The sequence below is a fragment of the Sulfitobacter sp. L-8 genome, from assembly GCF_056859255.1.
The window spans coordinates 20,757-46,168 of record NZ_JBSXOD010000029.1; the positions used below are offsets into that span (position 1 = coordinate 20,757).

25 protein-coding genes and 1 pseudogene are annotated in these 25,412 nt (G+C 59.8%); 21 read left to right on the forward strand and 5 right to left on the reverse strand.

All coding sequences use genetic code 11. From position 1 onward, the window contains the following. Window positions 1-53 precede the first annotated feature (53 nt). Genes AC13DE_RS02505 through AC13DE_RS02515 form a run of 3 tightly spaced genes read right to left on the reverse strand, consistent with a single transcriptional unit; the run spans window position 54 to window position 3,307 of the window. On the reverse strand, window positions 54-1,085 hold the full coding sequence (locus tag AC13DE_RS02505; RefSeq protein WP_483046937.1) for a phosphotransferase family protein: 1,032 nt from the start codon (window positions 1,083-1,085) through the stop codon (window positions 54-56). Beyond that, window positions 1,082-2,335: an acyl-CoA dehydrogenase family protein gene (locus tag AC13DE_RS02510; protein WP_483046982.1), complete on the reverse strand. Its 1,254-nt coding sequence runs from the start codon at window positions 2,333-2,335 to the stop codon at window positions 1,082-1,084. Before AC13DE_RS02510 ends, AC13DE_RS02505 begins: the two co-directional genes overlap by 4 nt. Window positions 2,336-2,383: 48 nt before the next feature. Continuing rightward, on the reverse strand, window positions 2,384-3,307 hold the full coding sequence (locus tag AC13DE_RS02515) for a crotonase/enoyl-CoA hydratase family protein (RefSeq protein ID WP_483046938.1): 924 nt from the start codon (window positions 3,305-3,307) through the stop codon (window positions 2,384-2,386). Between the two features lie 179 nt (window positions 3,308-3,486). Between AC13DE_RS02515 and AC13DE_RS02520 the strand changes: the two genes are divergently transcribed. Together AC13DE_RS02520 and AC13DE_RS02525 are read left to right on the forward strand one after the other, a co-directional pair. Then, window positions 3,487-3,666 (forward strand): hypothetical protein, encoded by a 180-nt coding sequence (locus AC13DE_RS02520; RefSeq protein WP_483046985.1) that lies wholly within the window; start codon window positions 3,487-3,489, stop codon window positions 3,664-3,666. Further along, a pseudogene (locus tag AC13DE_RS02525) lies at window positions 3,642-4,250 on the forward strand (IS5 family transposase); the annotation flags it as partial. The gene AC13DE_RS02520 and the pseudogene AC13DE_RS02525, both read left to right, overlap by 25 nt. Before the next feature lie 28 nt (window positions 4,251-4,278). On the opposite strand, the gene AC13DE_RS02530 reads toward AC13DE_RS02525, so the two are convergent. Next, window positions 4,279-4,581 carry a type 2 periplasmic-binding domain-containing protein gene (locus tag AC13DE_RS02530; RefSeq protein WP_483046939.1) on the reverse strand — a complete coding sequence of 101 codons (303 nt, stop codon included), beginning with the start codon at window positions 4,579-4,581 and terminating at the stop codon, window positions 4,279-4,281. A gap of 82 nt (window positions 4,582-4,663) precedes the next feature. On the opposite strand from AC13DE_RS02530, the gene AC13DE_RS02535 reads away from it, so the two are divergent. The 19 genes from AC13DE_RS02535 to AC13DE_RS02625 all read left to right on the forward strand — a co-directional run bounded on the left by AC13DE_RS02535 (window position 4,664) and on the right by AC13DE_RS02625 (window position 24,434). Beyond that, on the forward strand, window positions 4,664-5,137 hold the full coding sequence (locus tag AC13DE_RS02535) for a DUF4158 domain-containing protein (protein WP_483046940.1): 474 nt from the start codon (window positions 4,664-4,666) through the stop codon (window positions 5,135-5,137). Window positions 5,138-5,190: 53 nt separating this feature from the next. Then, complete coding sequence (gene istA, locus AC13DE_RS02540; RefSeq protein WP_483046941.1) at window positions 5,191-6,690, forward strand: IS21 family transposase; 1,500 nt, start codon at window positions 5,191-5,193, stop codon at window positions 6,688-6,690. After that, window positions 6,687-7,445 carry an IS21-like element helper ATPase IstB gene (gene istB, locus AC13DE_RS02545; protein ID WP_483046942.1) on the forward strand — a complete coding sequence of 253 codons (759 nt, stop codon included), beginning with the start codon at window positions 6,687-6,689 and terminating at the stop codon, window positions 7,443-7,445. Before istA ends, istB begins: the two co-directional genes overlap by 4 nt. Before the next feature lie 482 nt (window positions 7,446-7,927). Then, window positions 7,928-9,067 (forward strand): CaiB/BaiF CoA transferase family protein, encoded by a 1,140-nt coding sequence (locus AC13DE_RS02550; protein WP_483046943.1) that lies wholly within the window; start codon window positions 7,928-7,930, stop codon window positions 9,065-9,067. A 13-nt stretch (window positions 9,068-9,080) separates the two neighbouring features. Further along, window positions 9,081-9,836, forward strand: coding sequence for a citryl-CoA lyase (locus AC13DE_RS02555; protein ID WP_322330118.1), 756 nt, complete (start codon window positions 9,081-9,083; stop codon window positions 9,834-9,836). Between the two features lie 143 nt (window positions 9,837-9,979). Further along, window positions 9,980-10,762, forward strand: a complete 783-nt coding sequence (locus AC13DE_RS02560) for an IclR family transcriptional regulator (protein WP_483046944.1) — start codon at window positions 9,980-9,982, stop codon at window positions 10,760-10,762. Window positions 10,763-10,858: 96 nt separating this feature from the next. Beyond that, the gene (locus tag AC13DE_RS02565; RefSeq protein WP_483046945.1) at window positions 10,859-11,020 is read left to right on the forward strand and encodes an ATP-binding protein; all 162 of its coding nucleotides are present in this window, start codon (window positions 10,859-10,861) and stop codon (window positions 11,018-11,020) included. Between the two features lie 375 nt (window positions 11,021-11,395). After that, window positions 11,396-12,337: a PDR/VanB family oxidoreductase gene (locus AC13DE_RS02570; protein ID WP_483046946.1), complete on the forward strand. Its 942-nt coding sequence runs from the start codon at window positions 11,396-11,398 to the stop codon at window positions 12,335-12,337. After that, window positions 12,327-13,517: a Gfo/Idh/MocA family protein gene (locus tag AC13DE_RS02575; RefSeq protein WP_483046947.1), complete on the forward strand. Its 1,191-nt coding sequence runs from the start codon at window positions 12,327-12,329 to the stop codon at window positions 13,515-13,517. Before AC13DE_RS02570 ends, AC13DE_RS02575 begins: the two co-directional genes overlap by 11 nt. Further along, entirely contained in the window at window positions 13,514-14,506 is a 993-nt protein-coding gene (locus AC13DE_RS02580) for an ABC transporter substrate-binding protein (RefSeq protein WP_483046948.1), read from the forward strand. Before AC13DE_RS02575 ends, AC13DE_RS02580 begins: the two co-directional genes overlap by 4 nt. Before the next feature lie 10 nt (window positions 14,507-14,516). After that, window positions 14,517-14,957 carry a hypothetical protein gene (locus AC13DE_RS02585; protein ID WP_483046949.1) on the forward strand — a complete coding sequence of 147 codons (441 nt, stop codon included), beginning with the start codon at window positions 14,517-14,519 and terminating at the stop codon, window positions 14,955-14,957. A 38-nt stretch (window positions 14,958-14,995) separates the two neighbouring features. Further along, complete coding sequence (locus tag AC13DE_RS02590; RefSeq protein WP_483046950.1) at window positions 14,996-16,477, forward strand: aldehyde dehydrogenase family protein; 1,482 nt, start codon at window positions 14,996-14,998, stop codon at window positions 16,475-16,477. Window positions 16,478-16,503: 26 nt separating this feature from the next. Next, on the forward strand, window positions 16,504-18,264 hold the full coding sequence (locus AC13DE_RS02595) for a thiamine pyrophosphate-binding protein (protein WP_483046951.1): 1,761 nt from the start codon (window positions 16,504-16,506) through the stop codon (window positions 18,262-18,264). 121 nt (window positions 18,265-18,385) lie between these two features. Next, entirely contained in the window at window positions 18,386-18,910 is a 525-nt protein-coding gene (locus AC13DE_RS02600) for a MarR family winged helix-turn-helix transcriptional regulator (RefSeq protein WP_483046952.1), read from the forward strand. A 296-nt stretch (window positions 18,911-19,206) separates the two neighbouring features. After that, entirely contained in the window at window positions 19,207-20,190 is a 984-nt protein-coding gene (locus AC13DE_RS02605; RefSeq protein ID WP_483046953.1) for a TAXI family TRAP transporter solute-binding subunit, read from the forward strand. Continuing rightward, the gene (locus tag AC13DE_RS02610; RefSeq protein ID WP_483046954.1) at window positions 20,187-22,091 is read left to right on the forward strand and encodes a TRAP transporter permease; all 1,905 of its coding nucleotides are present in this window, start codon (window positions 20,187-20,189) and stop codon (window positions 22,089-22,091) included. Before AC13DE_RS02605 ends, AC13DE_RS02610 begins: the two co-directional genes overlap by 4 nt. 68 nt (window positions 22,092-22,159) lie before the next feature. Next, entirely contained in the window at window positions 22,160-22,396 is a 237-nt protein-coding gene (locus AC13DE_RS02615; RefSeq protein WP_322330062.1) for a putative antibiotic biosynthesis monooxygenase, read from the forward strand. A gap of 90 nt (window positions 22,397-22,486) precedes the next feature. Continuing rightward, entirely contained in the window at window positions 22,487-23,767 is a 1,281-nt protein-coding gene (locus AC13DE_RS02620) for a Rieske 2Fe-2S domain-containing protein (RefSeq protein WP_322330063.1), read from the forward strand. Window positions 23,768-23,867: 100 nt separating this feature from the next. Continuing rightward, entirely contained in the window at window positions 23,868-24,434 is a 567-nt protein-coding gene (locus tag AC13DE_RS02625) for an antibiotic biosynthesis monooxygenase (RefSeq protein ID WP_483046955.1), read from the forward strand. On the opposite strand, the gene pcaQ is transcribed toward AC13DE_RS02625, so the two are convergent. Further along, entirely contained in the window at window positions 24,411-25,349 is a 939-nt protein-coding gene (gene pcaQ / locus AC13DE_RS02630) for a pca operon transcription factor PcaQ (protein WP_483046956.1), read from the reverse strand. The two genes, AC13DE_RS02625 and pcaQ, sit on opposite strands and share 24 nt — an antisense overlap. Between the last annotated feature and the right edge of the window lie 63 nt (window positions 25,350-25,412).

Consider the following 25,412-nt stretch of genomic DNA (forward strand, 5'->3'; position numbering starts at 1 on the left):
ATCCGGTGATGATCCGGTGATGATCGCGGTTTTTCCTTCAAGGTCAAATGGGGTCATTTCAGTCCTCCTTGCGCTCCGTCTCGGCGCGCCTGCTGCCACGCCAGATCGGCCAAGGGCCGCACCCGACGCGCCATATCCGCGGCATTCGGGTCCGCCGCATTGCCACTGTCGGCCCGCGCCTTCACACCCTGAAGGATTGCGGCGAGCCGGAAGAGGTTGAAGGCGAAGTACCACTCCAGACGCCCAATCTCATCGCGACCGACAGCCCGGCAATACCGCGTGACGACCTCACTAAGCGTCGGAATCCCGCTCTGCTCAAAGTCGATCCCGAAGAGGCCTGAGCGGCCGTCAACCGGCATGACCCAGTTCATTGCAAGATATGTGAAATCCGCGAGAGGATCGCCGAGGGTTGAGAGTTCCCAGTCGATCACAGCCAGGACATCGGGGCGGTCCGGCGCGTAAATCAGGTTGTCGATCCGGAAATCCCCGTGGATCACGGCCGTGCTGACCTGTTCGGGCAGGGAGGAGGGTAGCCAACGGATCAGCTCTTCCATCTCGGGGATGATTTCGGTTTCAGCAGCCCGGTACTGCCGCGTCCACAGGCTGACCTGCCGGGACAGGTAATTGTCAGGCTTACCGAAGGTGGCCAGCCCGATGTCTTCCGGGGATAGTCGATGTAGGCGGGCCTGGGTATCGACCATCGCTTCGAAGAGCTTCCGTCGCGTGGCCGGGCTTTCGTCGGGCAGCGTCGCATCCCAGAAAGAGCGTCCCGTCACTTTATCCATCAGGTAGAACGGCGCGCCGATGACATCGCGGTCTTCGCACAGGACTATCGGGCGGGGGACAGGGAAGCCTGCCGGGGAGAGGGCCGAGATCGCACGATACTCACGTTCAATGGCATGGGCCGACGGGAGCAACGGGCCAAAAGGCTTGCGCCGCAGCACACAGTCCCGAGCATCGGTGACAATGTGGTAGGTCGGGTTCGACTGCCCGCCGGAGAGCTGTTCTACCTGTCTGACGGGTCCAAGTCCCAATTCCTGCGCGACCAGCCAGCGCGACAGCCCTTCGGTGTCGAAATCGGTCATGACGGTGCCTTGTCATGCCTGCGAAGCTCGGCCCGAGCCAGAGCGCAGGCGTGTACCTCGTCCGGCCCATCGGCCAGCCGGATCGTGCGCACCGTGGTCCAGTTGGACGCAAGGGAAAAATCGTCGGATACCCCCGCGCCGCCATGAGCCTGTATCGCGTCGTCGATGATCCTGAGCGCCATGTTTGGCGCCTGGATCTTGATCATCGCGATTTCGTCACGTGCTGCCTTGTTGCCAGCGCGGTCCATCATGTCCGCGGCCTTCAGACAAAGTAGGCGGGTCATTTCGATATCGATACGGGCGCGAGCCAGTCGTTCTTCCCATACAGAATGTTGCGCGATGCGCTTGCCGAAGACCTCGCGGCTCACCAGGCGCCGGCACATGGCCTCCAGTGCTTCTTCGGCCAGCCCGATTGTGCGCATACAGTGATGGATACGCCCAGGTCCAAGGCGTCCCTGGGCGATCTCGAAGCCGCGTCCTTCGCCGAGCAGAAGGTTGCCGACCGGCACCCGGACATTATCGAGAACGATCTGCCCGTGCCCGTGCGGGGCGTGGTCGTAGCCGTAGACGGGCAGCATCCGTTCGATGCGGATCCCCGGCGTTGCCATGTCCACCAAGATCATCGACTGCTGGCGGTGGCGGTCCGCATCAGGATCGGTCTTGCCCATGACAATGGCGACGCGACACCTCGGATCGCCGGTGCCCGAAGACCACCACTTGCGCCCGTTGATGATGTAGTGGTCGCCATCTCGCCTGATCGATGTATTGATATTCGTGGCATCGGAGGACGCGACATCGGGCTCGGTCATCAGGAATGCGGACCTGATCTCGCCGTTCATCAAGGGTTTCAGCCAGGTCTCTTTTTGCGCCAGCGTGCCGTATCTGTGCAGCACCTCCATGTTTCCCGTGTCGGGCGCCGAGCAGTTGAAAACCTCTGAGGCCCAGTCGATGCGGCCCATTTCTTCCGCGCAGAGAGCATATTCCAGATTGGAAAGCCGCTCGCCGGTAAACTCGAAGGAATTGTCGAGCCGGTCCGCTGCGCCGGATGGTGGCATGAACATGTTCCAAAGGTTCTGCGCGCGGGCCTCGTCCTTTAACTCTTCGATGACGGCGGAGGCCTCCCACCTGTCACCCCGGGCAATGTCTGTTGCATAATCCGCGATCCTGGGCCGCACTCGATTCTGCATGAAGTCGCGCACGCGGTCGCGCAACTGCACCTGACGGTCTGTCAGTTGGAAATCCATCTTGATACTCTCGCTTTGTCCGGCTTGGCGGGGTGAACCGCAGGGGGCTTCAGGTCAGGACTGTTTGCCCGAAGCCCGCTCCATGTCCCGGATCATTTGCCGCGCTTCGTCCCCTTCGGGGATGGGACGTCCGCTGTCACGCCATTCGATCGCGGCCTTGAAGCCCTCGGTCTGAGCATACCGCCTGAACCAGAGGCCTTCGGGATTGTGCCGGGTGATCCCGTCGAACACCGTGGCGCTCATCTGAGCCTGTTCCAGACCTTGGGCCAGCATCACCTGATTAACGACGATCTTATGCATTGCGAGGTGTCCCCGCGGCACACCGGCAATCCGTTTCGCAAGATTCATGGTTTCGGCATCAAGGTTATCGGCGGGGCAACTCAGATTTGCCAGACCCCATTCAGCGGCCTGAATTCCCGTGATCATGTTACCCGTGAACATCATCTGCTTTGCCCGCGCAGGACCCAGACGGAAGGTCCACATTGCGGTCGTCGGGCAGCCCCAGACTCGCGTCGGCATGTACCCGATCCGCGCATCGTCTGCCATGACCAAAAGGTCACAGCACAGCGCAATGTCGCTGCCGCCGGCCACCGCGGCGCCGTGAACCTTGGCGATGGTCGGTTTGCTGCAGCGCCACAGGCTCATGAAGTTTTCCGTGTTCCGCTTCATGGTCCGGTAGTCGACCATCGGATCCCAAGGATAGCTTTCCTGCTGGCAAGGATGCTCGATGTCACTCTCGGCATAGTCCACAAGGTCATATCCGCCGCAGAACCCCTTGCCGGCACCCTCCAAGACGATGACATGGATGTCGTCGTTGTCCTCAGCCCATTCAACGGCCTCACGAAGTTCGCCCGGCAAATCGTCATTGATCGCGTTGAATCGTTCTGGCCGATTCAACACGAGGCGCGCGATGCTCGGTGTATTGGTGTCCTGTGAAACTTTGAGCGTGCTAAAATCTGGCATGCTTTTCCTCCTCATCTGAGGCAGCTTTTATCAGGGATAATTTTAACAGTCAACACTGACTGTTTAATGTGAGCGATACCCGAACCGCGACTCCCATTACCTGCGAGGGTAGGGGCGGCGTCCGATCTCCTCCATCATTTTCTCGCGGAAGACCTCGGCCGAGATCCTCGGTCGGATCAGGGCCTGAGCGTGTGATGGCGGAGCGCGATCTGGACATCTCGGACGGCGCTCTGCGCAATTCGGTCGTCTTCAAAGTCGTCCAGGCGGCGCGCCACGCAAAGCGTAGGAAACTCGTCCGCATGGTGGAGAAGCGAAAGGGCATGTGTGTCTGGGCTGCGGGCGACGCCGTTATCGCCGGGCCGACGGCCCGCTGAACCTGTTGGTGGACAGCACCGGCATCAAGTTCCTCGGCGATGGCGAATGGCATGCGCGCAAGCAGGGCCCCTCGCGCAGGCGCCAATGGCGCAAGGTCCGTCTGGCCATGGACACGGCTACATCCGACATCTGGGCCGTCGAGTTCACCTCCAGCCGGGAGGGCGACAGCCCGACCCTGCCTGCCCTGCTCGACCAGATCCCTGAGGATGAGCAGATCGGCTCCGTCACGGCGGACGGGGCCTACGACACCCGCCGCTGCCACACCGCCATTCTCGAGCATGGCGCCACAGCCATCATCCCGATCCGCAAGAACGGGCGGCTCTGGCGGGAAGACTGCCCGGCCGCGGTCGCTCGAAATGCAATCCTCCGTGATGTGCGCGAACAAGGTCGTGCAGGTTGGAAACGACGGAACCGCTACCACGTCAGAAGCAGAGAAGAGGCAAAGATGCGCTGCATGAAAGCTTTCGGTGACCGCATCACCGCAAGAGACCCCGACCGCCAAACTGCCGAAATCCACATCCGCGTCGCCCTCATCAACCGCTTCAACGCCCTCGGAACCGCCGAGATCGTCCGCGTGGCCTGAAGCCCGGGGGGAACGGGGGTCTCACGTCTCACACGGGAGTTCCGCAACAACGCCGTGTCTGTCGGATGGCTGCTTCGACGGTATCAAATAGCCGGTGTGCTGTGGGCGCGAGGGCAACGGCCTGCGGGATGGTCGCGAAATCGTCGCGCAGGCAATGCTCACCATGCGAGACCGAAGCAGAGAGACCGGTTCGCAAGCCTGCTAGAGCCGGAGCGTCCCCTGCTTCAAATGCATGACGTGCCTCCGCGACGCTGTCGGCGCAGATCAGGCGCGATGACGGTACAATTCTGGCAAGATGAGCGTGATAGGCCCAAGGGGCCCGAAGCTGCATATTTGGGCTTTTGTGAGAGCGTATAGTGAACGTGATTGACGGTCTAGCGTGATACTGGATGATGCTTGTGTCTGGAGGGATCATGACCGAGCGCGCGTTCGCCTCGCTTTGGGGCTTATCATATGAGGATATGGATTTTCTCAGCCGGTTCGGCGTGAGATCGCGGGTAATGATTGCCTGTCAGCTTTTGTTTTTCCGGTACCATGGCAGGTTTCCAGATGATCAAGGCGAACTCGATCCTGATGTCATCGCTTATGTGGCGGATCAGACTGGCGCGCCAGACAATGCTTCTTACGCCTTTTCCAGCGACACAGCCCGGCGGCAACGTGGGCTCATCCTCGATTTCCTAGGAATTCGCCGTGCGACGTCCCGAGACCGCGAGAAACTTCAGGTCTGGATGACTGAACATCTGGGGGGTCGGTCACTGAGCTTATCTGATTGGGTTGAACGCGGGTACGGCGAGGCCCGTGACATGGGCTTGTTTATTCCGTCGGCGAAGATTGTGAATCCCGGAGGCAAATTGGCCCACGGAAACGGTCGGATAATCTGGTCGTAGCGGAGTAAAATTCCGCCATTTTGCGCCTAATGCAACGAGCGGCGGGCGGGGAGATGTATTCTGTGGAACTTTATAATCGGGTGCGGCGTGCGTGCCATGTTCAGGGCATGAGCAGGCGTGAGGCGGCGCGGTTTTTTGGGATTGATCGCAAGACTGTGTCGAAGATTTTGCAGCACTCGGTGCCGCCGGGGTATCGGCGCAGCAAATCACCTGTGCGGCCGAAGTTGGATCCATTCATTCCGATCATTGATCAGATCCTTGAAGACGACAAAAGCAAGATCAAGAAACAACGCCACACGGCCAAGCGCATTCATGCCCGCCTTCGCGACGAACATGGGTTCACGGGCGGGATCACAATCGTCACGGACTATGTTCGTGAGCAGAAGCGGCGCTCGAAGGAAGTTTTCGTGCCACTGAGCCACGCACCGGGGCATGCGCAGGTGGATTTTGGCGAGACCCTTGGTGTGATTGGCGGGGTCGAATGCAAGCTGCATTACTTTGTGATGGTCTTGCCGCACTCGGACGCGATCTTTATCAAGGCCTACCCGGCGGAGACGACCGAAGCTTTCTGTGATGGTCATAATGCAGCCTTCGCCTTCTTCGGTGGCGTACCCTTGTCGGTGCTCTATGACAACACAAAGATCGCGGTTGCCAGGATTTACGGTGACGGCACACGCGAACGGACCCGCAGCTTCGCGGAGCTTCAGTCGCACTACCTGTTCGGCGACAAGTTTGGGCGTCCCGCCAAGGGGAATGACAAGGGTCATGTCGAAGGTGGTGTTGGATACGGGCGGCGGAACTTCATGGTCCCCGCGCCGCGTTTTGAGAGCTTCGAGGCCCTGAATGCATGGCTGCAAGAGCAGTGCCTGCGGCGTCAGAACGACATTGTGCGTGGCCATAGCGCGACGATCGGCGAGCGGTTACTGCGAGATCTGGATGCGCTGATGGCGCTGCCGCCCGTGCCCTATGACGCCTGCGAGAAGGTCAGCACGCGGGCAACGTCGATCTCAATGGTGCGCTATCGGTCCAACGATTATTCCGTGCCTGTGGCCCATGCCCACCATGAGGTTCAGGTGCGCGGCTATATCCATGAGGTTGTGATCGGTTGCGGCCCAGAGGTGATCGCCCGGCACCAGCGGTCATACGACAAGGCGGACATGGTCTGCGATCCCATGCACTTCCTGCCCTTGCTGGAACAGAAGGTGGGAGCCTTGGATCAGGCTGCGCCTCTAAAGGGTTGGGAGTTGCCCGACGCGTTTGCCACGCTCCACCGCTTACTGGAGGCCAGGATGGGCAAACCGGGAAAGCGCGAATACGTCCAGGTCCTCCGGCTTCTGGAAACTTTTGAGATGGACCATGTCCACGGTGCGGTGCGCCAGGCGCTCAATCTCGGTGCTATTGGCTATGATGCCGTCAAACATCTGGTTTTGTGCCGGATTGAGCGCCGCCCACCCAAGCTGGATTTGGATGTTTACCCGTTCCTGCCCGCCGCTCAGGTCGAAACGACAAAGGCGGCCAGCTACAAGGTGCTGATGTCGGAGGCGACATCATGACGGATGCGCCCCAGGTTCTGCTTGCCCATCACCTGAAGAAGCTGAGATTGCCGACCTTCCTGAGCGAGCATGACAAACTTGCCCGCCAATGCGCCGCAGAAGGCAAAGACCATGTCCAGTATCTGCTGCGCCTGTGCGAACTGGAACTGATCGAACGCGAACGCCGGATGATCGACCGGATGATCAAGGCCGCGAAGTTCCCCGCCACCAAGAGCCTCGACAGCTTTGACTTCAAGGTGATCCCGTCGCTCAACAAGATGCTGGTGATGGAGCTGGCCCGCTGCGAGTATGTCACGCGCCGCGAGAACATCATCGCCCTCGGCCCATCCGGTACGGGCAAGACGCACGCAGCCTTGGGGTTGGGCTTGGCGGCATGCCAGAAAGGCATGCGCGTCCGCTTCGTAACAGCCGCCGCGCTGGTGCATGAACTGATCGAAGCCGTCGATGAACGCCGTCTGCAACGACTGCAGAAACAGTTGGCAGCGCAGGACCTGCTGATCATCGACGAACTTGGCTTTGTGCCGCTCAGCAAGACAGGGGCTGAATTGCTGTTCGAGGTCATCAGCCAGCGCTACGAGCGCGGATCAATCATCATCACATCCAACCTGCCATTCGACGAATGGACAGAAACCTTCGGAACAGAACGCCTGACCGGCGCGATCCTCGACAGGCTCACGCACCACGTCCACATCCTGGAAATGAACGGCGAAAGTTTCCGTCTGCGCGAAAGCCGGAAATCCAAAACCAAAAACTGAGCAGAACTGGCCTTCGGCCAGTGCGCCTTGGCACGCGTCAGCTTTATGTAGAGCACACGCGCCAAGGCGCAGAACCACTCAACCGCAGTGGCCCCTTTTTACTCCGGTAACTGGACCCTTTTTGCTCCGGGATTGACAGTCATGGCTCCTCCTGAATTGGATGGGTGCAGCTGTGGCGGTCGGAAACCGGCGTTGCCGCGCGCTTCCGAGTTTCGCCGGCAGAGGGCGGGTGTCAACGTCGCAGGGCGCCCCTGAGCGAAAATTCAGATTTGTGAATTCCCGCGCGATCTTGCTAGATCTAATGTCTTAGAGGCCCATTGCGCCCTGTCCCGCGATTGACTTGGCCCGGCCCCACGCCCTATCGCTTTTCACAGCGATGATGAGGCTCATCCGCTGCGCCGCCATGGCAAGTACTCAGCCCGCACAATTGAAGCACGCCTCGCCCCAAGATGCCGGGATACCACAGTCAGGGAGGACAACTGATGAACGATACCAGGCAATTGCCCCTCGAAGGGCTGCGCGTGATCGAGATTGGCACAATGATTACGGCGCCACTCGCGGCCTCGATCCTCGCCGAGATGGGCGCCGAAGTGATCAAGGTGGAACGGCCCGAGGGCGACCCTTTCCGCAGTTTTGTCGGCGGTAGCTATGCACCCCATTTCCGCGCTTACAACAAAGGCAAGAACAGCGTTACCCTCGATCTGCGCGAAGAGACCGACCGCGAGCGCCTGCGCGAGCTACTGCAAGGGGCCGACGCGCTGGTGGAGAACTTCCGCCCTGGAGTTATGAGTCGGCTGGGTTTTCCGGCGGACGTGATCGCGCGCGACTATCCGCAGCTTGTCTATTGCTCGATTACCGGATTCGGCACCAAGGGTCCGTACCGTGATCGGCCGGCCTACGACACGGTGGCCTTAGCACTTTCAGGAATCGCCAACCTAAAGATCGACCCGGCAAAGCCTGGAATCTCCGGCCCGACGACCTCGGATAACGTCACCGTCATGTATGCCGCGCAGGCCATAGTTGCGGCGCTGCTGGGCCGCGAGCGGGGCAAAACTGCGCGCCGGGTGGAGGTGAACATGCTGGAGGCTTCCGTCGCTTTCATACCCGACAGCTATGCCATGGCCGACGAGGGCCATAGCGTGGACCGGCTGACCCGTGTTCGCGCTTCGCAGAGCTACGCTATGACCTCGAAGGAGGACAAAGTGCTAGTGATCCACCTCTCCTCCGCTGTGAAGTTCTGGGATGCGTTATTGACCGCGGTGGACGACCCGACACTGTCCGACGACCCGCGCTTCGCGAGCCGGCAGGACCGATATGACAACTACGAAGCTTTGCAGGAGACGCTGGCGGAGATTTTCCGCCGGCGGACACTGGAGGAGTGGATCGATCGCCTTTCAAAAAACGACGTGCCCTTTTCGCCCGCCCTGACCATCGACGAAGTGCCCCGGGACGAGCAGGTGCAATGCCTTGGTATGTTTTCCGAGATCACGGCAAGCGGCGGCAAATGCTACCGCGTAATCAATGCGCCCCTGCGGTTCGACGGCCATCGCGCACCCGTGCGACGCGCGCCGCCTCTGCTAGGCGAGGACAACGGCCGTCTGATCCGCTCGAAGGCTGAATGAGGAGCAAGAGACCATGACCGATTCGCTGAGCACCGAGATTTCCTATGCCACTGAGACCGAGATCCGCTGGCGCGGGCAGGACCTAATTACCGACATTATCGGCAAGAGGGACTTCGCCGAGACAATGTACTTGTTGATAACCGGGCGCTTCCCTGAGCACTGGGAGCGGAAGATCTTTGATGCGTGCCTGATCACACTGATGGAGCACGGGCTGACCCCCCACGCGATTGTTTCCCGGCTAGTCGCGGATTCCAATCCTGGGCAGGTTCAGGTGGCGATGGCCACTGGGCTGACCTGCGTCGGAGACGTCTTTGCCGGCACCATGGAAGGCGCCGGACGGCTGCTGCTCGACGGGCTCGAAAGCGTCGACCGGGCCACCTGGTGTGCCGAGACGGCAGCAGCTTACAGGGCAGAGCGCAAGCCCTTGCCCGGCTTTGGCCACCCGTTGCACAAACCAGACGATCCGAGGAGCGCACGCCTGTTCCTGATCGCGCGGGAAGCCGGGGCCCCGGGTGAGGTCATCGATTTGCTCGAGCAATTCTCAGCTGCGGTAGACGAGGTCTATGGTCGTCACCTGACGATTAACGCGACGGGCGCCATCGGGGCGCTGCTGCTAGAGGTGAGCATTGCCCCCGAGATCATGCGCGCCATTGCCGTCACCTCTCGTGCGGCGGGGTTGACCGCGCATATCGCCGAAGAGCAGAAGACCCGCTCGGGTCGCCGGATATGGACGCTGGTGGAAAACGAATTTGCTTATGCCGGCCCCTAAATCCCGGCCTCCGGACAGGCCCCGGCGCCCCCGCCGAGAACCGGGCCGCGTCCGATCGTGACCCGCAGCCGCGCCGCGAAGGTTGCGCCCCCTTTCCTCCGATCTTGCGACGGGGTAAAATTCGCGTAACACGGGGGAGCGTGATGCGGCATGAAAACGTGAAATCGGCAGCCCGGGTCTTTGCGGTGCTGGAATATTTCGCGGAGCATCGCCAGCCCGCGCGGCTTCGCGATCTTTCCGGAGGCCTCGGTCTGCCGGCCTCCAGCATGACCGCCATACTGCGCACCATGGTTCAGCTCGGCTACCTCGAGATCGACCAAAAGAGCCACCGCTACTTCCCATCCCCTCGCCTAACAAAACTCACCAATTGGATTGATGCGGGTGGCTACGAACAGAGCACCGTGCTTGATGCCATGTACCGGCTGCGCGATCGCGCCGGGGAACCGGTGGTGCTGGCCGCCCAGAACGGGCTCTACGTCGAATATGTGATATCGCTGCATTCCTACGAGGACACCAATTCCCATATCGAGGCAGGATCGCTTCGCTTGATGGTTCAAAACGGGATCGGTTGGATGCTTCTCAGCCGCCAGTCCGAGGAAGTGGCCCTGCGCATCTATCACCAAACGATTGCCGACGGGCTCCTTTCAGACGCCGTTTACTCCGAGGATGCGTTTCGCCAAACACTCGACGCACATCGCGCAACGGATATATCGGTGCTGCACGCACGAGACCTGCACGAGCGGACGGCCCATTGGGACGCGTCGATGATCTCGGTCTTGATCCCGGCACCGGAGAGGCACCACCGCCTTCTCGGGATCGGGCTGCACGGCCCTACGAGCCGCATGACGCGGCGCGAGGAGGAGCTGTCAGGCTTGCTGCGCGAAACGGTGGGCGAGCTGCGAGCCCAGATGTCCGTCGACAGATGATTTGGAACATCAAGGCAGAACTGAGAACGTTATGTCTGGCTCGATCGGATTTCTGTTTATGCTGTGGCTTGGCGATGCAGCAGGCGGCGTTTCGCGATGGTCTTGGCTTCTATCTCCTCTCGCCGATTCAGAATTTCTATTGCCGGTGTCGCGCGGCAACTCCTTCGGTGCGAGTTCATGGGCGCGGCTGAAAACGTCGTGCTGATTGGCGGCCCCGGAACCGGGAAAAGCTATGGTACTACGGCCCTTGGCGCCTAGGCATCGAACTCCACTGCAAGCGCTACGTTCCCTATCGGTTGAACTCGTAAATGCGCTGGAGCAGAGAAAGACTGGTAAAATTTCCGAGGCACTGGTGAAGAGCGAATTGGTGATCCTTGAGGAACTGGTTCCCAGCCGTTCAACACCGCTGGCCGTGTGATGCTGGCCCACCTTCTCGGCAAACACTACGAGCGCACAAACGTAAACATCACCACAAACTAAAGTTCTGGCAATTAGGTCAGAATGGCGGAAAGGATCTCGCGGATATTTCAGGTTTCTTGGACTTGACAAAAACTTAGAGACCTAAGTATGAGGGGTGTAGGATAACGAGCCTGCCCAGTACGTGCGGGTCCCGGAGGAACCAAGGGGGATTGCATGGATGATATGAACATGAAGGTTGCGGGCCGCCGCGCCCTGACCGACAACATTTGCGAGTTCACGTTGGAGCCTGTCGATGGCAAAGAATTGCCCGGGTTCACTCCCGGTGCGCATTTGACCATCGAGACGCCGTCGGGTGCCATGCGTCGCTACTCACTTGTCAATGATGGCAACGCACCGACGCAATACGTCATCGCGGTGAAGCGCGAGGCCGAGTCGCGCGGAGGATCTGCCTCGATGCATGATGATGCGGCCGAAGGCACAGAGTTGCGCGTAAGTCCCCCTGAAAACACCTTCGAGTTAACTGATGCTGAGGATTATCTGCTAATCGCGGGCGGCATCGGCGTGACGCCGATCTATGCCATGGGCCAACATTTGGCGCGCGAGGGCAAGCCATATCGCGTGATCTATTGCACTCGCAGCGCCGAGGACACGGCGTATATGCGGGAAATGACCGACCTATTCGGCGATAGGTTGACTATCCACCATGACGGCGGTGACCCCGACGAGGTTTTCGATTTCTGGGATGATTTCGAAGAGCCGAAGAATATGAAGGTTTATTGCTGCGGTCCCGCTCCGATGCTGGAAGAAATAGAAGCAATTTCCGGCCACTGGCCGGAGGGCCATGTGATTTTCGAGGATTTCAAGCCGGTCGAAGTCGTGCGTGACGACGATGTTCCCTTTGACGTCAAGCTGGAGAAGACCGGCAAAACCGTTACCGTGCCCAAGGACCGGTCGATCTTGGAAGCGATCCGAGACGCAGGAGTGCCTACTGTGAGCTCATGCGAAAGCGGCACCTGCGGCACCTGCAAGACTAAGCTCATCGCGGGCGAGGTGGACCACCGCGACATGGTGCTGATGGATCACGAAAAGAAGGACACGATAATGATCTGCGTCTCCCGATCGAAGAGTGGCGAGGAGTTGGTTCTTGACGTATAGACCCGTTCGGCTTGGGGTCCTCGGTTTGGGCCGTGCCTTCATGCTGATGCTGCCTACCTTTCGCAACGACGAGCGTGTACGGCTGGTGGCGGCCGCAGCACCTCGTGCCGAAAGCCGTGACGCTTTTGTCGCCGAATTCGGGGGGCGTGCCTATGGGACAGTGGAGGAGTTGGCGGCGGACCCGCAAATCGATGCCGTTTACATCGCCACGCCCCACCAGATGCATGCTGATCACGTAGAGGCAGTCGCTGCAGGCGGCAAACACATCTTGGTCGACAAGCCGCTGGCTGTCACTTTGGACGATGCAGATCGCATGGTGGCCGCTGCCGATGCTGCAGGCGTGCACCTGATAGTGGGACCGAGCCATAGTTTTGATCCTCCCGTGGGGCTGGCGCGCCAGATAATTGCTGCGGGCGACTACGGTAAGGTGCGGATGGTCCAAGCCTTCAACTACACCGACTTTCTCTATCGCCCACGCCGCCCCGAGGAATTGCGTACTGAGGAAGGCGGCGGCGTTCTATTCAGCCAAGGGGTGCACCAGATCGACATCGTGCGGTTGCTCTGTGGCGGGCGAGCGCGCAGTGTGTATGCGATGACCGGGGCGTGGGACCCAGAGCGGCCTACTGAAGGTGCCTATACCGCGATATTGGATTTCGAGGGTGGTTCCTTCGCCAATCTTACCTATTCGGGCTACGCGCATTTCGACAGTGATATCTGGATGGACGACGTGAGCGAATTGGGCGGATGCAAGGACCCGGCGAGCTACGGGGTCGCCCGGCGTGCGTTGTGTGACCTTGACCCCGAGGCCGAAGCGCGACTGAAACAGACACGCACCTATGGCACCGGGGTCGAGCCGCCACGACCTGAGGTGAACGAGCATTTCGGGCCGATTATCATTAGTTGTGATCGGGCCGATTTGCGCCTGATGCCGGGCGGCCTTGAGGTTTTCGGCGACGAAGCCCGCAGCTTCATCAAGTCGCCGCTGGACCCCGCGCCGCGCAAGCCGGTCATCGACGCGCTAGTGGATGCGGTACACCGAGATCGCGCGCCCGTGCAGACGGCACGCTGGGGCCGCGCCAGTCTTGAGGTATGCCACGCTATCCTTTCATCGGCCGCACGCCGGAAACCTGTCACACTGACCCGCCAAACTGGAATCGAGACCGAGGAGACACTGCTTTGACCGACCTTTCACTTTCGATTGCCATGGGCAATTACGACCGCACTCGCGCCATCGTTGATGGCCGTGTTAAGATCGATGGTGTCGATCCCATTCCGATGCTGCTTTCGCCCGAAGAGATGTTTTTTCGCGCCTTTCGGCACCAAGCTTTCGACGTGTCGGAACTTTCGCTGTCGTCCTATTCGATTTCGGTCGCACGAGGGAATGCGCACTACGTGGCGATCCCGGTATTCCTGAGCCGTGCGTTCCGTCATACCTCAGTCTATATCCGCACCGACAAAGGGATCGAACGGCCCGAGGATCTGAAAGGCAAGCGGATCGGCATCGCAGAATATCAACTGTCGGCGAATGTCTGGGTGCGCGGCATCCTCGAGGAGGATTTCGGGGTAAAACCTTCAGATGTCACTTGGGTGCGCGGCGGCATGGACACGCCCGGCCGCCCTGAAAAGATTAAGGTGGACCTGCCTTCGGATGTCGAAGTGATTTCCGCGCCCGAGGGTTCGACGCTGAATCAGATGTTGGCGGATGGCGAGATCGACGGGTTCATCGGACCGCGCTGGCCGCGCTGCTTCGCTGAAGGACACCCGAGTGTAGGGCGCCTGTTCTCAGATAGCGTGGGCGCGGCCGAAGATTACTATTCTCGAACCAAAATCTTTCCGATCATGCACGTCCTCGGAATCCGCCGATCCATTGCCGACGCGCATCCTTGGTTGCCCGGTGCGCTTTTGAAAGGGTTCTCACGCGCCAAAGCACTTGCTCAGGAGGCGTTGCAAGATACTTCGGCCACCAAAGTCACCATGCCATTTGTCGAAGACAACCTAAACCGCGCCCAGGCGCTAATGGGAGCAGACCCTTGGCCTTATGGCCTGCCCGGCAATGAACACGTGCTGGACCGTTTCCTGTCCTACCACCACGCGCAGGGTCTGTCACCGCGCCGTGTCGCCGTTGACGAACTGTTTCACCCGGCGACCCGCGAAGCTTACAGCTTGTGAGGATGAAACTATGACTGACTTTGAACCAGGGGACATAATCGAGATCGACGTTGCGGGCCGCAAGGCTCATGTGCAAGTGACCCATCTGCACGGCAGCTATCCGCCCGTTGTGCGCGCTATCGAAGGCCTGCATGAGAGCGGTGCTCATGATGCGGCATCCGTGACGGGGCGCGCTACGAAATTTGTAGCGATGATCCCACTGCAAACCGCACTAGAGCGCGCGGGGGCAACCTACGCAAACCTCGGGCAGGCCGAAATCCCCGAGGATCACCGCATTTTCCCAACCTTTCGTATGCCCATCCGCGATAAGCAGGGCAACATCGTATACTGGTGGTTCTGGGACGGTCGGGGCCTAAGTTATGACACCGAGTTGAACGCTGCTGCCGCGAATCTGCCCATGCGCGAAGTAATGACTGGCCAGCGCCTACTGGCGCTACTGTCGGACACCTGAGCCTTTCCAAATATTCCTTACAACCAAAGGAGCCGACGATGCCGCATTACGCCCCGCCCGATCCGCAGCGGGTCCTACCCGCCGAGACCAATCTTTACAGGGGGGGGCGCTGGTACGCCCCGCTGTCGGGCCGCCGCATCGATACTCTGAACCCCGGCACCGGAGAGGTGCTCGCTAGCGTTGCCGATGCGGGTGCCGATGACGTAGATACTGCCGTGGCCGCCGCGTACGCTGGGTATTTGGAGTGGCGGGATGTGACCCCGTTGGAGAGGGCGCGTATTCTGCGCGAGATTGCCAGGATTCTGCGCGTGCATGGCGACGAGCTGGCGATGATAGACGCTGCGAATTGCGGCAACCCCTATACTGAGATGCGCGGCGACGCGACTATCGCGGCCGCGCAGATGGAGTTCTTCGCTGGCCTTGTGACCGAGATGAAGGGCGACACGATCCCGATGGGCACCGACCGGGTGAACCTGACTCTCCGCGAGCCTATGGGCGTCGTTGCCCGCATTCTGGCCTTCAACCACCCATTCATGTTCTGCGGCGGCAAAATGGCCGCGCCGCTAGCTGCGGGCAACGCCGTCATCATCAAGCCGCCGGTGCAGGCACCGCTATCGGCACTACGTCTTGCGGAACTGGTGGACGATTTGGTGCCTGCGGGTGTTTTCAGCGTGCTGCCCGGTGGAACCGAGGCGGGTGCCGCACTTGCCAGTCATAAGGGCATCGCCAAGGTCACACTGATCGGGTCCGTGGGCGCGGGGCAGGCAGTGATGCGCGGCGCCAGCGCGACCGTAAAGCCTGTGCTGCTGGAACTTGGCGGCAAAAATGCCCTTATCGCTTACCCCGACAGCGATCCCGCGAAGGTGGCCGATGCCATCGTGGCGGGAATGAATTTCGGCTGGTGCGGGCAGTCTTGCGGTTCAACCAGCCGGGCGTTTCTGCACGAGGACCTACATGATGCGGTGGTAGACCGGCTGGCGAATGCAGTGGCGCGCTATCGCCCTGGTCTGCCGACTGACCCCGCAACGACGATGGGGGCGCTGGTCTCGCGCGAGCATTTCAACCGTGTTATGTCCTATGTTGATAGCGGTAAGGCCGAGGGGGCCCGCATCGTAGCTGGCGGGCATGCCCTAACAGACGGCGATCTGGCGAATGGCAATTTCATCGCACCCACTATCTTTGCAGACGTGACGCCCGGCATGCGCATAGCTCGCGAGGAGATCTTTGGCCCCGTTTTGGCCGTGCGTCGCTGGTCCGAGGAAACCGACATGCTGGCCGAAGTCAATGGGCTGGACGTGGGCCTAACCTGCGCGATCTGGACACGCGACTTGGCGACCGCACACCGCGCCGCGGCGCGAGTTGAGGCAGGTTTCGTCTGGATCAACGAGGTGGGGCGACATTTTCTAGGCGCGCCTTTCGGGGGGGTCAAACAGTCGGGTATCGGTCGAGAAGAGGGCATAGGTGAACTGCTTTCTTTCACACACGAGAAAAACGTCCACATCAACTTGTCCGGTCAATGACGCGGGCGACAGGAAAGGCCAAGAAAATGCGCGACGATCTGGACCGGCCCGTGGCTTGCGACATCACTACGCTTTACGGCAGTGACGCCATCGGCCGCATGCTTAGGCATTTAGACGTGCCTTTCGTTGCGCTCAATCCTGGATCGAGCTTCCGCGGTTTGCATGACAGCCTTGTGAACGACTTGGGAAACCGCGAACCGCAAATGTTGTTGTGCCTGCACGAGGAACACGCCGTTGCCATCGCGCACGGTTGGGCCAAGGTGACGGGAAGTCCTTTGGCGGTAGTTTTGCACGCGAATGTCGGGTTGATGCACGCTGCGATGGCGCTCTACAACGCTTGGTGCGATCGGGTGCCGATGCTGGTATACGGTGCGACCGGGCCAGTTGATGCAGACAAACGGCGACCGTGGATTGACTGGCTACATACTTCGCGTGATCAGTCAGCTATCGTGAGGCCTTACGTGAAATGGGACGATCAGCCCGCATCGCTGGCCGCGTCTCTGGCGTCAATGCAACGCGCGGCGACAATCACGAAAACCGCACCCAAAGCGCCCACCTATGTATGTTTTGACGTGAGCGTGCAGGAGCAGAAAATCGACGATATGCCGCCTTTGCCTGATGCGGCGAAGCACCCAGTGCCACAATTTCCCGAAGTGTCTGAGGCCGAAGCGACTCGGATACTGGCGATGCTGCGAGAGGCGGACCAACCGGTTTTCCTTATGGGAAGGGTTTCACGCGATCGTGCTGACTGGGACCGGCGCGTGGCCTTGGCCGAGGCCTTCGGCGCGCGCGTTGTGACCGATATTAAGACCGCCGCCTCCTTCCCGACAAAACACCCGTTGCACGCAGGTGCGCCTAGCTATTTCCTTTGTCCGGAGGCGTCAAAGGTTATGGCGGAGGCTGATCTTCTAGTTTTTTTCGATTGGGTGGATCCCGCGGGCACCATGAAGCAGGCAGGAGTGGAACCCGCAGCCTCGAGAGTCGTAAACGTTACGCTGGAGCCGCTGCTACAGAACGGCTGGTCGCTGGATCATCAGGCTCAGCCGCAAAGCGACTTTTCTTTACTGGCCGACCCTGACTCACTGATCTCGGCCCTGTGCGAGGTCGCAGGGATTGCGCGGCAGGGGAAAGAGTCTTTACCGACCCTGGCTGTGGCGTTCGATACTTCGAAACATACCGGGCCTATAACCATTGACGCACTGGCCGATCATCTGGATGCGCGGCTTGTAGGGCGTAAGGTCACGTTGATGCGCCTGACGCTCAGCTGGAACGGCGACAAATGCGATTTCCGCGGCCCTCTGGATTATCTGGGGTATGACGGCGGCGCGGGCATCGGATCAGGGCCCGGCATGGCGGTGGGCTCGGCACTTGCGCTGCGGGGTGCGGGCCGGCTGCCGGTTGCGGTGCTGGGTGACGGTGATTTCCTTATGGGAGCGACGGCGATCTGGACGGCAGTGCACCACTCGATACCGATGCTGATCGTGGTGGCCAATAACCGGTCATACTTTAATGATGAGGTACATCAGGAACGCGTGGCGCGAATGCGCGGCCGACCGATCGAGAACAAACATGTAGGTCAGGCAATCACCGGGCCGGATATTGATATCGCGGCCATGGCCCGCGCGCAGGGAGCCACCGCATTCGGTCCGGTAGACGGGCATGCAGCTTTGGACGACGCGCTTTCACAAGCACTCGATCGAGTGGCGGCTGGCGACACCGTAGTGGTCGACGTCCGCATCGCTCAAGGTTACAGTGCGGCGATGACCGAGGGCATGACCCAAGAGTGAGACTCCCCCAGGGTTGGGAGTGCGTCCGTCAGGCGATGTCTGTCTGGTCATAGGAATGGTGCCGAACCATACGACCTAGTGGATGTATTGGCGGAGCATGGACAAAGCCAGGAGCTGACCTTTGGACGGACAGGAAAATCGCGACGGGATGCAGCCCGGCAACGAAGTTTACCAGAACGAACGCCTTGCGCGCCTGATTCGACTTGCCGCGCGGTCCTTCAACCGTTCTTTGCAACTGCGGCTGACGACGGAAGGCGTGACCTTCGGCCAGTGGATTTTTCTGCGCATACTCTGGAATCACGACGGCCTTTCTCAGCGCGAGCTAAGCGAAAAGGCGCACTTGACCGAGCCCACGGCTCACACAGCGTTGATCCGGATGGAAGAACTGGGGTTTATTGAACGCCGGCGCGTGGGCCCTAACAAGCGCCGTCAGCACGCCTTTATGACAGAAAAAGGCCTTGCTCTGCGGGATCGTTTGGAGCCCTTGGCAATCGAGACCAACGAGCTTGCAGTAGAGGGTTTGACCGAGGACGAGGTCGCTTTGCTGCGACGAGCGTTAAGCACGGTTATCCGCAACCTCGAGCGCGACGAGGAACGCGCGGCTGCCGCTGGTCAACGCGTTCCCGCGACTCGATCTTTCGGCTGAACTAGTCGGTGCCAAAGTTAGATTCGCTTTGGGGCCTTGTCTCATTCAGTGAGTCCTAAGGACCGCTCGGGAGCTGATATTTACCGATCCGTTTAAGTAATGCGCAGATTGGTTCCGTTGGTCACTCCTCTAGTGAATTGTGAATATAAGATATCTAATTTCTTGACTGCGGCTATGCGTCCCGATAAGAAAGTAGATGTCTAAGTTCTTTGTGCGGATGGGCTGTGCGTGCCGAGAGCATAGATTGTCACATCCAGCCCGTTCACGCGACGGGTGCGTATCTGGGAGGAGAACGCATGAAACTATCGGCTTTAATCGCGGCACTCGGGATTGCTGTTTCGTCCAGCGCCGCGACAGCGGACCCGGTGAACCTTACCTTGTCGGGCGGCAATCCCGGCGGGCTGTGGTCACTTCTGGGTGCCGGGATCGACCGCGCGGCCAAGGCCGACGACAGCGATTCTGTCATTACCTATCAAGCCACCGGTGGAGGCTTTGCCAACATCGGCCTTCTAAGCGGCAATCGCACTGATCTGGGCCTTTTGCACGACGCCGAAGCCAAGATCGCCCTGCAGGGCGGCGAGCCCTTTAGCGCACCGATCGAAAATATGCGTGCCATTGGTTACATGTATAACTGGGCGCCCATGCATTTCTTCGTGGATCGCGGCATCGCCGAAGAATATGGTTTGAAAAGTCTGGCCGACCTCGCCGATAGCGGCGCGCCACTGCGGATTGGGATTAACCGCTCCGGAAACATCACTTCGAACGTCGCCTTGGCGATGCTGGAAGCGGTGGGCGTGACAGAGGAGGCTATTTCGCAGAGCGGAGGCCAGTTCGTCCGCGCCGGTGCAAATGAGCAGGCCGATTTAATTCAAGACGGGCGGCTCGACATGATCACCAATGGCATCTTCATCAATCATTCGTCCTTCCGGGCCGTTGACCAGAACAGCGATGTGGTGCTGTTGAGCGTGCCGCAGGAGGTGATCGACGCAACCAACGAAGCTTTTGGCACCGGCACCATGGTGATTCCTGGCGGCAGTTATTCCAACCAAACCGAGGACGTGACGAGTGTCGCGTTGGGGGCGCTGCTGGTCGCCACCGATGAAATGCCCGACGAGGTTGCGTCTTCGCTAGCGTCGTCGCTGATTACCAACATCGACGAGGTGCGAGGCGTGCACAGTTCGATGGCCGCGCTCAGCCCCGAATTGCTTGCGAAGCCGAGCGTGCTGGAGTTCCACCCAGGCGCAGAGGCTGTGTATCGGGACGCGGGACTGATCAATTGATTGGATCGCTCGTTGCCACAGGCCGCAGGCGTAAGCTTGCGGCCGGTTCGCAGAAGGCTCTGGTCGCGGTTGCTGCTGTGTTCGCCACCTGGGTCATCTATGCGAACTTATTTACGATCTCCGACCCGCTAATTCTGGGGATCCTGTTCGTTTGCGGCATCTACACCATCATGTTTGTCGCGATCGGAGCCACGCCAGATGCCCGGGACGATATTCCGATCTACGACTGGGCGCTGTGCATTCTGAGCCTAGCCTGCGGTATTTTCTTCTTCGTGAATGCCGGGGCGATTTCCGACCGGATCAGTCTACTTGAACCTTTCACCGCCGCTCAACTCTTCTTCGGAACCGCGCTTCTGCTACTGACATTAGAAGCGACTCGCCGGACCACCGGTATGGGGCTGACCGGTGTGGTCGTGCTGTTCCTGCTCTATAACCAGTTCGGGTCGATGTTGCCGCCACCCTTCGGCCACGGCATCAGCGATTTTAGCTACTTGCTGGATATCCTCGTTTTCACCACAGACGGTGTATTTGGCGTGCCCATTCAGGTTGTGGCTAGCTATGTCTTCCTTTTCGTGATGTTCGGCACCTTCCTTTCAAAGGCTGGCGGGGGCGAGTTCTTCTTTAACCTAGCGGCCCTGCTCACGGGCCGGTCGCGCGGGGGGCCCGCGAAGATCGCTGTGATTTCGTCGGGGCTCTATGGCACCATGTCGGGGAGCCCGACATCGGACGTGGTGGCTACTGGCTCAATCACCATCCCGGTGATGAAGCGCCTAGGCTATACCCCGCGCTTTGCGGGAGCCGTGGAAGTAGCCGCGTCTACCGGGGGCAGTGCGATGCCGCCGATCATGGGGTCGGCTGCGTTTATCCTCGCAGAATATACCGCCGTTCCCTATCAAGAGGTTGTGCTTGCGGCGCTGCTGCCTGCATTGCTCTATTACCTCGGTGTTTTCCTGCAGGTGCATTTTCGCGCTGTGCGGGAGGACCTACGACCGTCCGAGGACGAGGTGCCGACATTGGTCAGCACCTTCCGGGTGGGCTGGGTTTTCATGATCCCGATAATCGGCATCGTCGCGGCGCTAATGGCAGGCTATTCGCCAACCTTTACAGCGGGTATCGGTGTAATGGGAGCGGTGCTGGCTGCAAGTCTGCTCAAGGTCACGCGGCTTACACCATGGCAGATCGTCGAGGGCTTGGGCGAAACTACCTTGCGCATCCTGCCGGTGGCGGGAGCTTGCGCGGCAGCCGGTCTTGTTATTGGTGGATTGTCGATGACAGGGTTGGGTATGAAGGCCGCCAATGTAATCCTGACGATCAGCGGCGAGCAGCCAGCGGTCACGCTGGTTATAGCAGCGGTGGTGACTATCATCTTGGGGCTGGGGATGCCGACGCCAAGCGCCTATATCCTGGCCGCGGTTCTGGTGGGTCCGGCACTGGCAAAGCTGGGCTACCCGATCCTGCAAAGCCATATGTTCCTGCTCTACTACGCGGTTCTCTCGGCGCTTACGCCGCCCATTGCGGTCGCGGCGCTGGCCGCGGCGGCCATCGCGGACGAGGATCCGTTTAGAATTGCGTTCTCGGCGGTGAGGCTGGCAGCGGTGGGCTTCCTTTTGCCATTCGCGTTCATCTTCAACCCTGGCCTGCTGTTGCTCGGCGACATGATAACAAATGGTTTTGCTATTCTTGGCGGTTTGCTGGCAACTGCGGCCATTGCGATCTCTATTGAGGGCTCGGTCGGCACCTCATTGAAGACGGTGGAGAGGCTAGCGCTGACACTGGCAGCCGTGGCGGCGGTGTTCCCGGTGCCCATGGTTTCGATTTGCGGCATGGTGGTGATTTTGGCCATTGGGCTACGCTACGCGCTTCTGATGCGTCGCGGCGCGGGCGTGTCAACTGCGGAGTAACGCGCAGCTCGGCGGTGGGCAGACTCAACCGCCGAGCGACATTATATACTATACAGGAGATACAAATCATGGCCATCAAGAACGTGCAAGGACGGACGACGCCCGCCTTCTGGAAACGCTGGCTGATCAGCATGGTCGCGGTTTATCCGCCGTTGGTGGTGTTGGTCTTTGCCTTCCGGGCGCTGTTTTACGACATGCCCACTCTTCTATCGCTGTTCTTGATCGCGGCCTGTTTGACTGCGCTGACTACTGGACTGATCCTGCCTCTGCTGCATCGGCGGTTGGGAGGGTGGCTCAACACTTGATCGCGTGGCGACAACGACCGATCTTGACAAATAAACTTAGATAGCTAAGTAGGGCGGACTGAAATTGATGACGTCCTCGAGGAGAAAGCAATGCTGACGATTGAGGAAAACGAACTGCTGACCCGCGTCACCGGTGATGCGCCGATGGCACAGCTTATGCGACAGCACTGGACGCCCGTGTGCCTGATGGAAGAAGTGGCCGAGCCTGACGGCAAGCCACTACGCGTGGAGGTCCTGGGCGAAAGCTATGTGGCCTTTCGCGATAGCAAGGGCCGGCTGGGGATGCTTGACGAGCTTTGCCCGCACCGTAAAGCTTCGCTGGTCTATGGCCGGAACGAAGATTGCGGTCTGCGCTGTCTCTACCATGGTTGGAAGATGGACGTTGACGGCAACGTCGTGGCGATGTCGTCTGAACCTGAAGGTAGCCCACTAATGGACAAAGTGAAGGCGCGGTCCTATCCAGTCGAGGAGTGGGGTGGCTTCGTCTGGGCGTGGCTTGGCGAAAAAGACGAAATGCCCGAATTCCAGCCTCCCGCGTTCGCGCCTGAAAAGGACACCCCGGTAGCTATTCTCAAGATCCGCATTCCCGCCAACTGGGCGCAGATTCACGAGGGTCAGATCGACAGCGCCCATTCATCGTCGCTGCATTCGTCGACGATGAAGCCCGCTCGGGTTGAGGGCGCGTCGGCGGACGAAAAATCGTGGTATCGTCCCTCTACTGATAAATCGCCGCGCATGCAGACGGAAACCACAAGTTACGGATTCCACTACGCGGCGATCCGCAAACCGATCAAAAACGCAAAAACACATCATTATCTGCGCATCACTGAATTCATTGCGCCCTATTACTCGCTCATCCCGCCAAATAATAACTACAAGGTGGCGAGTGTGATCGTGCCAATCAACGATGATGAAACCGCCTTTCACTTCGTCGCTTTCGGTGGCCCGAACGTGCCCTCTACGGACGAATGGCGCGCTTTCAACCACGCGGTGCCAGGCAGGGACGTGGATCACAAATGGCGCACCAAGAATACGTTGGAAAACGACTTCAACCAAGACCGAGAGCGCATGAAAGAAGGTCATTTCACCGGTGTTGACGGGATCCCGAACGAAGACATTATCATGTGGGTCTCCATGGGCAGTCGGGTGCAGCGCCACACCGACACACTGGGTGCATCGGACTTGGCCATCGTCGAATTTCGTCGCCTGATGGCCGATGCTGCCGCCAAAGTAGCTGAGGGCGGCCGCGCCATCGGGACAGATTCGGACGTGTCGCAAGCGCAGATCGCGTCGCACGAGGGTGTCTATCCGAAAGAGGTCGATTGGCGCACATTGGTAGCCCCGGGTGGCAGCGCCGAAGCAGCAGAGTAACTGCGCTACGGCATTGGCCTTATTATCGATCACCCGCACGGGGAGCGCGGGTGGTCCTTTCAGTTTTAATTCAGGCCCGGTCACAACAGGAGCTGAGCCGATGCTGCGAAGCGATGTCCTGAACGACTATCCTGGTGTATTGCTAGTGTCACTGCGCGTTGCACACGCAGACGCGCCGGCCTGCGCAGAACAACTGCATCTTCTGAATCGCAAGATTGAGCGCGTAGCCGGCTTTCGCAGCATTGATGTGATTCGCCGCGATGGCGGGCTCGGCACTGACTTCTACATCCTCGTGCGATTCGAGAGCCTAGAGGCCGTCGAAAGATGGCGGGCTTCGCCTGAGCGGCACGCCTTACTCGACCGGATCGAGTCAATGGCGATCTCTGATATCTCACGTCAGCAGGTAGCAGGGGCGTCCGTCTGGTTCGAACCGATAAGCGTTCTGCCCAGCCCTGCTGCGCCTCCGCCCATATGGAAGCGTTGGGTGCTCAGCGTTGTTGCGGTCTATCCGACATTGGTGCTGCTGGTCGCGCTGCTAACTCCTGTGACCGACAGACTGCCCACGCCGGTTGGCCTGTTGCTGGTCGTACTAATCCTGACAGGGCTGAATACCGCCATTATTGTACCGTGGCTCGGCCGTCGTCTACACGGTTGGCTGCACGGGTGACCGGTGGGAGTCACGCACGGCGGTGCGCAGGCAGTCAACGAAAATGCCGCGCTGCACACTGATCGGTGCCGTGCGCGAGACGCTGATCCCGACCGGGCCCGACAGAAGCGGTGATTTCAGCGGCACTGCAACCAGTTTGCTTTCATCCAAATCGTCGGCCACGACCCCGCGGGAGATGAACCAAAGAGCGTCGGACTGGCGAACGACCTTACGTCCCACCGGCAGAGCCACCGTCTCTATAGTGGCGCGTAGGCTAGGTAGTCCGATGCTAGTGAGGTACCGGTCGACCGTGGCAGAGATCACTGCGCCGCGTGGTGGCAGTATCACTGGGTAAGCAGGCAAGAGGGTCTCCTGCACCGGGGCCTGCAGTAGAGGATGGCCGGGGCGGCAGACCAGCACGACGTCTTCAAGATAGAGCTGTTCAAACGTTACGCCGGTAATTTCGTCCTGTTCGGGCATGCGCCCAACCACCAGATCTACTGCCCCGTCACGCAGGTGATTGAACAGCAGCCAATTCGGCCCGGTCAGCACGTGGAGCGTCGCATTCGGGGCCGCGCCGCGAAAAGCGAGCGCGGCACGCGGAAGCAGGTCGCCCGCTGCCGTGGGCAGCACACCCACCGAAAGTCGCACGGGGGCGCCTCCTTCTCGCGCCAACCGATCGTGTCCGCGCATTAGTTCGGACATGGAGGCCGCTGCATGGGCTTGGAATATGCGCCCGGCCTCGTTCAGGCGCAAGCCTCGCCCCGCCCGATCAAAGAGCCGCGTGTCCAATATCTGTTCCAACTCCTTCAGGCTCTTCGACACCGCAGGTTGCGTAACGTTTAGCATATCGGCCGCCTTCGAGATGCTGCCGGTGCGCGCGATCTCAAGAAACGAGCGAATGTGACGAAGGTTGAGGCGATGGGGCCAATCCATAACGTATTGGTTATAGAAGTAATATCTTATTTCAATATATATTTGCGTGTCCTTATACTAAAA